Consider the following 9,899-nt stretch of genomic DNA (forward strand, 5'->3'; position numbering starts at 1 on the left):
CCGGGGGGGGGGGGGGGGGGGGGGCCCTGGCCCCCCCCCCCGGGGCGCGCGCCGCCCCCCGCGCCGCCCCCTGAGGGACGCGGTGGTCCGGCGCCCGGCCCCGGCGCCGGGTCGGGAGGTCCTCAGGAACGGTCGAGCACGCTGTTGAACTGGTCGACGAGGCGGTCGCCGGTCGCACCCAGCCCGTCGAACTCGAAGACGCGGGTGCCGCGGCTCGCGAGCAGGAGCGGACCGCCGCCGCGGTCGAGGTCCCTCGCCAGCATGACGTCGTCGGCCGCGAGCTGGGCGGCGCGGGCGCCACCGGCGAACAGCTCGATGGCGGGGGCGTCGAGCTCGAGGTCGTTCGCCACGCGGGCGAGGACGCCGGGCTCGTCGAGGGTGTGCCCGCCGACGAAGAAGTCGCGCTGCACCGCCTCGATCACCCGGGACACCCCTGCCTCCTCGGAGGCGAGCAGGGCGATGACGCCCGCAGCCACGGCGGGCGCGGCATACCGGCCGGTCTGGACGATCTCGACGTCGACCCGGCGGCACGCCGCCCCGCGCAGGACCGCGCTCACCGACGGCAGGTACTCGTAGGCCGACGGGTCGTAGAGGTCGACGACGTAGACCAGCAGGGTCGACCCGTCCTCGGAGACCCGTGACGCGCCGGCCGTGTGGAGCCGGTTCAGGTGGTCGCTCGGTGCGCCACCCCCGCGCAGGGCCCCGGTGTCGGCCAGGCCGCGGACGTGCGCGCGCCGCTCACGGTGCACGCACCACGCGTCGAGGTTCGACACTGACGGACGGTCGCCGTGCTCCGGCGAGCCGTAGCAGCAGCCACGGATCCCACCACTCATGTGCAACCTCCTCAGGCAAACAAAAAAGCAACCGGTCGGCCGTCGTGGCCGGACCCGGTTGCTTCAGGTGAGTCCCCAGACTAGCTCACATCGCCTCGGAACGGGAAGAAGTGACCTCCGACACCACCTGCGCGGCCAGCACGCGAAGCTTGAGGTTCTGCTCCTGGGACTGCTTGCGGAGCATCTCGAACGCCACCACCTCGTCGATGCCGTGGCGCCCCATGAGGACCCCCTTGGCCTGCTCGATGACGGCCCGGCTCGCCATGGCCTGCTCCATCTGCGCGGCGACCTCGCGCGCACCCGCGAGCTCGACCGCCGCGGCGATGGCCTCGGCCGCCCGACCTGCGGCGATGCGCACGACGGCGATCTCGATGGCGTCGAAGGCGTTGCGCTCGTGCGCGTACAGGTTGAGCGCCCCGAACCGGCGCCCGGCCGACGTCAGCGGCACGGCGAGGAGGGTCTGGATGTCACCCGGGTCGCACCCGGCGATGAAGGCGGGCCACCGCATCTCCCCGCCGGTGAGGTCGACGAGGTTCTCGCGGCCGTTGCGGAAGGCGTCGAGGCACGGTCCGTCGCCGACCGCGTACTGCACGGCGTCGATCTCGAGCGTGCCCGCTGTCGTGTATGCCGCGGTGCGCGGCCGGTCCTCCATGACCACGGTGACGCCCACCGCGTCACAGCCGTCGATGGTGCGGTTCACCGACTGGACGAGGCGTTCGAGGTACGGCGTGAGGTCGTCGAGCCCGTCCAGCGATCCGGCGAGGTCGTCCATCAGCCGCTGGGCCGCGTCGAGGCCCTGCGTCGTCTCCGTGTCCACAGGGAGAACGGTATACCGGCCCACCTGCGGGAACGGCCGGTTCAGCAGGCCCGCTCCCCCCGCGGAGGGGGACGAAACCGGACGAACCCACGGGCCCGGGGACGTCGCGTTCGCGGGCCGTGGCGCGGCAGGATGGAACGGTGAGCGCACCCGTGGCCGCCGTCGTCGGCGGCGTGAGCTGGAACCAGGTCATCGACGTGCCGCGCCTGCCGAGCGGTCGCACCGAGACCCTGTTCGCCACGGCGTCGCGGACCGGCATCGGCGCCACCGGGTCGGGCAAGTCGCTCAACCTGGCCCGGCTCGGCTTCGACACCCGGCTGCACGCCCTCGTCGGCGAGGACGACGAGGGCGACCTGGCCGTCGACATCCTCGAGGCGGCAGGGGTGCGCGTGCACCGCGTGCCCGACCCGCGGGGCACCGAGCGGCACGTCAACCTCATGGACCCGCAGGGGCGGCGCACCAGCGTGTACGTCAACGACAGCAGCGCGGACCCGCCGGTCACGACCGAGGACCTGGGCGACTTCGTCGACGGCGCCGACTACACCTGGGTCAACCTGTCCAACTACGCGCGCCGGGCGCTGCCCGCCCTGCAGGCCCGGGGGATGCCCGCATGGGTCGACGTCCACGACTGGGACGGCGTCTCGGCCCACCACCAGGACTTCGTCGACGCCGCGGCATACCTCTTCATGTCCGACGAGGGGCACCCGGACGCGCTCGGGCTCGCGGCCATGCTCGCCCCCACCCGCGAGCTCGTCGTGGTCACGCACGGCAGCCGCGGCGCGACGGCGTTCGTGGGGGCGGCCGACCCGGTGCACGTGCCGGCCCGGCCGGTCGAGGCGGTCGACCCCAACGGCGCGGGGGACGCCTTCTGCGCCGGGGTGATGTACGGGCACAGCCGGGGCTGGGACTGGCGCAGGTCGCTGGAGGCCGGTGCGGTGGTCGCGGCGGGTTGCGTGGCCTCGCCCCACCTCGCGGACCCCCACCTCACGCCGGCGCAGGTGGACCGGCTCGTGGACGCGGGATGAGCGCCACGGAGGTCTTCCGCAAGGGCAGCCCGACCGCCCCACCCGGCTACTTCCGCTGGGAGGCCGCCGGGCTCGCCTGGCTGGGCGCGGCGCCCGGTGGCGTCCCCGTGGCCGAGGTGCTGCACGCGGGGGAGGACCACCTCGACCTGGGGCGTCTCGTGTTCGCCAACCCGGACCCGGCCTCCGCGGAGGCCCTCGGTGCCGGGCTCGCGCGCACCCACGACGCCGGCGCGCCTGCCTTCGGGTCGCCGCCCGCGGGCTGGGAGGGCGACGGCTACCTCGGCCCGGTCTCCGAGCCGCTGCCGCTCGCGCTGCGGCCGGTCGCCGGCTGGGGGGAGTTCTACGCCGCCCAGCGGATCCTCCCCACCGTGGCTATGGCGGTCGATAGGGGCATCTACCGCAGATCCGATACAGCCGTGTTCGAAGCGGTGGCGCGCCGGGTCGCACAGGGCGAGTTCGACGACGGCAGCACGCCCGCGCGGCTGCACGGAGACCTGTGGTCGGGCAACGTGCTGTGGACCCCGGCGGGCGCGGTCCTCATCGACCCCGCCGCCCACGGCGGCCACCGGGAGACCGACCTGGCGATGCTGGCACTGTTCGGCTGCCCGCACTGGGACTTCGTCGTCGGCGGCTACCTCGAGCAGCACCGGCTAGACTCGGAGTGGCCGCGGCGGGTGGGCCTGCACCAGCTGCACCCGCTGCTCCTGCACGCCGTCCTGTTCGGCGGGGACTACCCGAAGCGGGCCCTGGAGGTCGCCCGGCGCTACCGCTGAGCGGTCCGCCGCGTCCGGGCCTGGCCCACCCCCGGACGCGGCCCACCCCCGGACGCGGCCCACCCCCGGACGCGGCCCGCCGGGCGGCCCGTTCCCGGGCGCGTGACCGCCAGGGTGACGCGTGGGCGCTCAGGCGTCCTCGAGCAGGCCACGGACGAAGGCGGCCTGCCCGACGTGCTGCTGGTCGTCGTTGACGACACTGACCAACCGCACCCCGAGGGTCACCGGCGGGTCCCAGCGCTCGTCGACCACCCGCGCCAGGTCGTCCGGCGTGAGGGACCTGACGTACCCGACCGTCTGCTCGTGCACCGCGTCGAGGTACCCGGTGAGCTGCTCCGAGGTGAGCCCGGAGACCTTGGCCACGTCCTCGGACGACTGGCCGTACCCCGTGACCTCGGGCCCGAACGGCAGGCCGAAGCGGCCGTGCCAGTCCTGGGCGGTCCAGACCTGCTCGAGGCCGGCGACGTCGGCCACGTGGTCGTCCTGCACCCGGGTGAGGTGCCAGACGAGCCACGCGATCGAGTTCGCGTGGGGCGAGGGCCGGGTCGCGAGCTGCTCGGGGTCGAGGCCCTCGACCGCGTCGTGCACACCCTCCCGGATCCGTTCGAACGCGTCCACCAGCAGCTCACCGAGTTCCATGGCCCGACCCTAGGCGGGTGCGGGCGCGGTCGCGCGTCCACTCCGGGGGTCGCGCGACCAGTCCCGGGCCGCGCCCCGGGGCCGTCCTCACTCCCTTCTCACGCCTGCTCCCGTCTCGGCGCGGCGACGCCGCCGCTAGAGTTGAAGTGGACTCGAAGTAGCGACGCGATGCCGGGAGGTGGCTGGGTGGACACCCACGACGTGCTGACGGTCTCGCAGGTCGCCGCGCGCAGCGGTTTCGCCCCGTCCGCGCTGCGCTTCTACGAGAAGGAGGGGCTCATCCGCGCCGGCCGGACGCCCGGTGGCCAGCGTCGGTACGAGCGCAGCGTCCTGCGCCGGCTCGCCTTCATCCGCGCCGCGGGGAACGTCGGGCTGTCCCTGGAGGAGATCCGCGAGCAGCTCGACGGCCTGCCCGCGGGCCGCACCCCCACGAAGTCGGACTGGCACCGCATCTCGGCGCACTGGCGCAGCCGCCTCGACGAGCAGGTCGCGGCCCTGGAGGCGCTGCGCGACAAGCTCGACTCCTGCATCGGCTGCGGCTGCCTGTCGCTCAGGCAGTGCGCGATCTCCAACCCCTCCGACGAGGCGGCGGCCTCCGAGGAGGCGCCGGGCGCGGCATACCTGCCCCGGCTCCTGCGCCGCCCGCCCCGGGTGGCGCCGTGACGCGACTGGTCCTGCTCTCCTGGAACATCCACGGCGGCATCGGGGTCGACGGCGTCCTCGACCTGACGCGGATCGCGGACCTCGTCGGGGCCAGCGGGGCCCAGGTCGTGGCGCTGCAGGAGGTGGACCGGCACCTGCGTGCGCGGAGCCGCTACGAGGACCAGGCAGGCCTGCTCGCCGAGCGGCTCGGGATGCACCTGGCGTATGCCGCGTGCGTCGACCGGGAGCCGGGGCGCCCGGGTGGGCCGCGTCGCCAGTACGGCACCGCCCTGCTGGGCACGGTGCCGCTGGAGGGGGCCTCGACCACGTTGCTGCCGTGCTTCGAGGGGAGCGAGCAGCGCGGGCTGCTCGACGCCACGGTCCGGGTCGACGGCCGGGAGCTCCGCGTCCTCGGCACGCACCTGCAGTGGGACCGCGAGGACGAGCGGGTCGAGCAGGCGCGGCTGGTGCTCGACGCGCTCGACGACCGGCCGACGGTGCTGCTCGGCGACCTCAACACCGAGCCCGGCTCCCCGACCCACCGGCTGCTGGCGGAGCGGCTGGTGGACGCCTGGGCGCAGGTCGACGAGGGTCCGGGCCACACCTGGGACAACGACGAGCCGGCCCGGCGGATCGACTACGTGTGGTGCGGCGGAGGCGTGCGGCCGGTGGCCGCCCGGGTGCTGCCGTCCGTGGCGTCCGACCACGCGGCCCTGCGGGTCGAGGTCGAGCTGCCGGGCTGAGGACGCAGGGCCCGCGCACGTCCTGCGGGTGGGCGCATCGGTGGTGGGGACGGCGGCCCCAAGCCGATCCCAAGTGGGGCGCAAGCGGGCGTGCCCACGCTGGTGCCAGACCAGCACACCGAAGGAGAACGCCATGACCACCACCGCCGAGCACACCTGGCCCGAGCAGCTCCGGTTCCCGGGGCAGACCGCCGCCCACCCGGGCCCGGTCGACATGACGATGATGTACGTGATGCACCACGGCTTCCGCCGCGACCTGGCGGCGTTCGCCGCCGCGGCCACGGCCACCCCGGTCACCGACCGCGCGTGCTGGCAGGCCCTCGCCGAGCGCTGGGACCTGTTCGCCGAGGTGCTGCACCACCACCACTCCGGCGAGGACGCCGGCCTGTGGCCGATGCTGCTCGAGCGCACCGACGACGACGGCCGGCGCGTGCTCGAGGCGATGGAGGCCGAGCACCACGAGATCGACCCGATCCTGCAGGCGTGCGCGGCCGGCTTCCGCCAGCTGTCGACCCACGCCGACGAGGACGCCCGCGCTGCGCTCGCGGTGCGGCTGTGCGCCGGCAAGGAGAGCCTGGCCCGGCACCTGCAGCACGAGGAGACCGAGGCGATCGCGATCATCCAGCAGGTCCTCACCAACGAGGAGTGGGTGGCCCTGGAGGAGGAGCACTTCCGCCGGGGCGTGCCGTTCAGCACCGTCCTGCGGCTCGTGCCGTGGGCGACGCACGACGTGCCGGGCCCGCTTCTGCGCGAGGTCTTCGCGCGCTCCGGCCGGGTGCACCGCCTCATGTGGCGGGCCACACGGCGCCGTTTCGCGCGGCGTGAGCGGCTGGCGTTCCGGTACGCCGCCTGACGGCCCGGCACGGGTCCCCGCTCAGAACGCGAAGCGCTCCCGCTGCGCCCGGAACCACTCCGCGGCCAGCGGGAGCTGCCACGCCTCGAGCAGCTCCTGCGCCGCGTCGGCGTGCCGGGCGGCCAGGTCCCGCTCGCCCACGGCCGCAGCGGCCTGGGCGAGGAACACGTCGACCGGCCCGATCGCGTTCCCGGAGCCGGCGCACGCCGACCGGCCGGCATACGGCGCCAGCCGCTCGTAGGCCGCCGATGCCAGCGGGTGGTCGTCGAGCCACAACCCCACCTCCGCCGCGGCGCACCAGTTGAGCATGGAGAACCAGTCGTCGCCGCCGAGGTCGACCCGGTGCCGGCGCCAGCACGTCAGGGCGCGCTCGCGCTGGCCGCCCCGCAGCCAGAACAGCAGGACGGTCGAGGTCACCGGCAGCGGGCTCACCTCGGCGAACTGCTCGAGGGTGGGCGCGACCTCGGCGGACCGGCCCTGCCAGAGCCGCAGCGTGATGAACGCCCCGGTGGTCGCGTCCTCGGTCTGCGACAGGGTCATCTGCTGGTCGAGCCGGACGATGTCCGCCATCAGCTCCTCGCACTCCTCGAACTGCCCGGCCATCGCCAGCCACGGCAGGGTGAGGGAGTCCAGGACGATGAGCCCGTACGGCAGCCGCAGCCGCTGTGCGCCGTCCCGGGCGACCGCGGCGTGCTCCCACATCTCCTCGGGGAGGCCGAGCTCGGCCGCGACGACCGCGCGCAGCGTCGTGGTCACGACGTACGCGCGCTCGTTGCCGAGCCGGTGCGCGAGCTCCATGCCCTCGGTCATCAGCTCGCGGCGCTCGGCAGCGGTCGAGGGCCGCCACAGCGCGGTGAACGCGAGCTGGCAGGCGTCGAGCAGCAGCGCCTCGTCCCCGAGCCGGCGCGCCATCGCCAGCCCCTCGTCGCACAGCGCCCGGCGCTCCTCGAAGGTCGAGCCGTAGTAGATCTCCAGCGCCAGGCTGAGCATCACCCGGCAGCGCACGGGGTCGTCGGTGTCGGGCAGCTTCTGCAGCACCTCGCGCAGGGCGCGCACCACGCCCTCGTTGACGCTGCCGTGGGGTCCGGACTGCCACAGCGCCCCCACCGCGGTCGTCGTCGCGGCCCGGGCGAGCAGCTGCACGTCGTCGAGCTCCTCCGCGACCTCGATCAGCTCCTCGGTCGTCGCGATGAGGCCGGTCCAGTCGCCGCTCCACCGCTGCGCCTCGGCGAGGTCGGTGAGCACGTCGTAGCGCTCGCGCGGGGTGGAGTCGGGGTCCAGCGGGAGGGTGTCGAGGGCCGAGCGCAGGAGGCCGGCGGCCTCCTCGTACGCGTGCAGCCGGCGGGCGAGCGCGGCGGCGCCGACCGCGGCCAGCCAGGCACGCGCGGCGTGCGCCGGCCCCGCGGCGAGCCAGTGCCGGGCCAGCTCGGTCTCCCGTCCCGGCACGCCCTGCATCGCCTGGGCGAGGCGTGCGTGGGCGCGTGCGCGACGGGTTGCCGGGATGGCTGCGTAGATCGTGTCGCGCACGAGGGCGTGGCCGAACAGGAACCGGCCGATGCCGTCCTCGCGGACCAGCCCCGCGTCGAGGGCCGGGTCGAGGCGGTCGAGCAGGGTGTCCTCGTCGAGGCCAGACGCCGCCTCGAGCCGGCCGAGGTCGAACGAGCGGCCGACGACGGCCGCCCACCGCAGCACCGACAGCGTCTCCTCGGGCATGCGCTGCAGCCGCCGGGCCAGCACGTCGTGTACGGCCGCCGGGGCGTGCGGCTCGGAGAGCAGCGCGGACAGGTCGCCGCCCTCCCGGGCCAGCCGGCCGTACTCGACCAGGAAGAAGGGGTTGCCGTCCGTGCGGCGGCGCAGCGCAGCCGCCTCGGCGGTCGAGGGCGACCGGTGGCTCACCGCCTCCACCACGCGGGACGCGTCGTCGGCCGACAGCCCGTGCAGGTCGAGGCGCACCGCGTGCCGGCGGGCGAAGGTCTCGACCGCGTCGAGCAGCGCGTCAGCCGGCTCGGGGTGGCTGCGCCACGTGCCGAGGACCATGAGCCGGGCGTCGTGCATCGTCTCGCCGAGCAGCCGCAGCACCCGCAGGCTCGCGACGTCCGCCCAGTGCAGGTCGTCGAGGATCACGAGCAGGCTGCGACCGGCGGCGGCGTCCAGGACGTCGGCCGCGATCGCCTCCCACGTCCGGAACCGGGCGCCGCCGTCGTCGTCGCCGTCCTCCTCGGGCAGGTCGCGGCCCAGGCCGCGCAGGACCTGCTGCCACGACCACAGGGGCGGCGCGCCGTCGTCCTGCGAGCACCGGCCGAGCAGCACGGTGACCCCGCGCGACACGGCCACCGCGGCCAGCTCGGCGGCGAGCCGGCTCTTGCCGATCCCGGGCTCGCCGACGAGCGCCGCCAGCGTCGGCGTCCCCGACTCCGCGCGGTCGAGCGCCGAGACGAGCGCGGCGAGCTCCTCGGAGCGGCCCACGAGCGGCCAGTCCGGCAGGCTCGGGACGAGGCCACGCACGCGCGGCGCCGGTGCCGTCGTGTCCGGGGTCGGCGCGGCGGCCGCCTCCCGGCGCGCGGCAGCCGCCCCCTCGACCTCGACCCGTGTGGTGGGCTCGATCGACGGAGCCTCGGGCACGGGCGTCCAGTCGAGCACGGGGTCCTGCCGCAGCACGGCACCCTGCAGGTCGCGCAGCTCCTGGCCCGGCTCGAGCCCGAGCTCGTCGCCGAGCACCTCGCGGACCTCGCGCAGGGCGTCCAGCGCCTCGGCCTGCCGGCCGGACCGGGTCAGTGCCAGGGCGCGCAGGCCCCAGAGCCGCTCGCGCAGGGGGTGGGCCGTGGTGAGCGCCTCCAGCTCACCGGCGACGGTCGCGTGCTGCCCGAGCTCGAGCGCGGCGACGGCCCGGTCCTCGAGCGCGACCATGCGCAGCTCCTCGAGGCGGGCGCGCTCCGCGACGGCGGCGGGGGCGTCCTCGAGCTCGAGGTACGGGGTGCCGCGCCACAGCGCGAGCGCCTCGTCGAGGTCGGAGACGACCGAGTGGAGCTCCTCGCGCGTCAGCCCGCTGGGCTCGTGCAGCCCGGTGTGCCGGCCCAGGCGGCGGTGGGTGCGGCTGACCACCCGGTCGAACCGCGTGGCGTCGAGGTCGTCCTCGGCGACCCGCAGCGCGTACCCCGGTGCCACGGTCACCAGCACGGTGGACGGTGCTCGCGCGGGCCGGTCGGGCTCGAGGGCCCGGCGCAGGCCGGCGACGTACGCCTGCAGGGTGCCGGTGACGCCCCGCGGCGGGTCCTGCGGCCAGAGCAGGTCGACGATGGCGTCGACGGACACCGGACGCCCGGCGTTCATGGCCAGGGCAGCGACGAGGGCACGCTGCTTGCGCGTGCCCAGGTCCACCGGCTCGTCCCCGACCTGCGCCTGCGCGGCGCCGAGGACTCCCACTCTCACGCGGCGGATGGTACGCGCGGCCCTGCGGCCCCGAACAGGTCTTTTCGACGGAGCCGGACCGTCCGGGGGCGGTATGCCGCAAGCACCCGGTTCGCGCGCCGGCGCCGGCGGACGCGGGTGTGCCGCGGGCCCCCCGGTCCGCGGC

General features: G+C 75.4%; 9 protein-coding genes. 5 read left to right on the forward strand and 4 right to left on the reverse strand.

Annotated features, from left to right (window positions below):
- Nucleotides 1-122: 122 nt before the first annotated feature.
- Together ACFUC1_RS18985 and ACFUC1_RS18990 are read right to left on the reverse strand one after the other, a co-directional pair.
- Nucleotides 123-833: a hypothetical protein gene (locus tag ACFUC1_RS18985; RefSeq protein ID WP_379122588.1), complete on the reverse strand. Its 711-nt coding sequence runs from the start codon at nt 831-833 to the stop codon at nt 123-125.
- Nucleotides 834-918: 85 nt separating this feature from the next.
- Nucleotides 919-1,650, reverse strand: coding sequence for a GAF and ANTAR domain-containing protein (locus ACFUC1_RS18990; protein ID WP_379122590.1), 732 nt, complete (start codon nt 1,648-1,650; stop codon nt 919-921).
- Between the two features lie 140 nt (nt 1,651-1,790).
- Between ACFUC1_RS18990 and ACFUC1_RS18995 the strand changes: the two genes are divergently transcribed.
- Both ACFUC1_RS18995 and ACFUC1_RS19000 read left to right on the forward strand, forming a co-directional pair.
- Nucleotides 1,791-2,675, forward strand: coding sequence for a carbohydrate kinase family protein (locus ACFUC1_RS18995; RefSeq protein WP_379122592.1), 885 nt, complete (start codon nt 1,791-1,793; stop codon nt 2,673-2,675).
- A complete protein-coding gene (locus ACFUC1_RS19000) occupies nt 2,672-3,448 on the forward strand; it encodes a fructosamine kinase family protein (RefSeq protein ID WP_379122594.1) in 777 nt (258 codons plus the stop codon). Before ACFUC1_RS18995 ends, ACFUC1_RS19000 begins: the two co-directional genes overlap by 4 nt.
- 129 nt (nt 3,449-3,577) lie before the next feature.
- On the opposite strand, the gene ACFUC1_RS19005 is transcribed toward ACFUC1_RS19000, so the two are convergent.
- Nucleotides 3,578-4,087 carry a DUF664 domain-containing protein gene (locus tag ACFUC1_RS19005; RefSeq protein ID WP_379122596.1) on the reverse strand — a complete coding sequence of 170 codons (510 nt, stop codon included), beginning with the start codon at nt 4,085-4,087 and terminating at the stop codon, nt 3,578-3,580.
- A gap of 186 nt (nt 4,088-4,273) precedes the next feature.
- Between ACFUC1_RS19005 and soxR the strand changes: the two genes are divergently transcribed.
- From soxR to ACFUC1_RS19020, 3 genes are all read left to right on the forward strand, one after another.
- Nucleotides 4,274-4,750: a redox-sensitive transcriptional activator SoxR gene (gene soxR / locus ACFUC1_RS19010; RefSeq protein WP_379122598.1), complete on the forward strand. Its 477-nt coding sequence runs from the start codon at nt 4,274-4,276 to the stop codon at nt 4,748-4,750.
- Nucleotides 4,747-5,472, forward strand: a complete 726-nt coding sequence (locus ACFUC1_RS19015) for an endonuclease/exonuclease/phosphatase family protein (protein ID WP_379122600.1) — start codon at nt 4,747-4,749, stop codon at nt 5,470-5,472. The genes soxR and ACFUC1_RS19015 overlap by 4 nt, the downstream gene beginning before the upstream one ends.
- Nucleotides 5,473-5,605: 133 nt before the next feature.
- Complete coding sequence (locus ACFUC1_RS19020; protein ID WP_379122602.1) at nt 5,606-6,325, forward strand: hemerythrin domain-containing protein; 720 nt, start codon at nt 5,606-5,608, stop codon at nt 6,323-6,325.
- Between the two features lie 21 nt (nt 6,326-6,346).
- Here ACFUC1_RS19020 and ACFUC1_RS19025 read toward each other — a convergent pair whose 3' ends face one another.
- On the reverse strand, nt 6,347-9,754 hold the full coding sequence (locus ACFUC1_RS19025; RefSeq protein ID WP_379122604.1) for a BTAD domain-containing putative transcriptional regulator: 3,408 nt from the start codon (nt 9,752-9,754) through the stop codon (nt 6,347-6,349).
- Nucleotides 9,755-9,899 lie beyond the last annotated feature (145 nt).

Origin of the sequence: Pedococcus sp. NPDC057267 (assembly GCF_042668795.1) — a bacterium.
GTDB lineage: Bacteria > Actinomycetota > Actinomycetes > Actinomycetales > Dermatophilaceae > Pedococcus.

Coding starts and splice junctions, on each gene's coding strand:
- ACFUC1_RS18985 (WP_379122588.1), bottom strand. CDS start 833: ATGAGTGGTGGGATCCGTGGCTGCTGCTACGGCTCGCCGGAGCACGGC.
- ACFUC1_RS19000 (WP_379122594.1), top strand. CDS start 2,672: ATGAGCGCCACGGAGGTCTTCCGCAAGGGCAGCCCGACCGCCCCACCC.
- ACFUC1_RS19005 (WP_379122596.1), bottom strand. CDS start 4,087: ATGGAACTCGGTGAGCTGCTGGTGGACGCGTTCGAACGGATCCGGGAG.
- ACFUC1_RS19020 (WP_379122602.1), top strand. CDS start 5,606: ATGACCACCACCGCCGAGCACACCTGGCCCGAGCAGCTCCGGTTCCCG.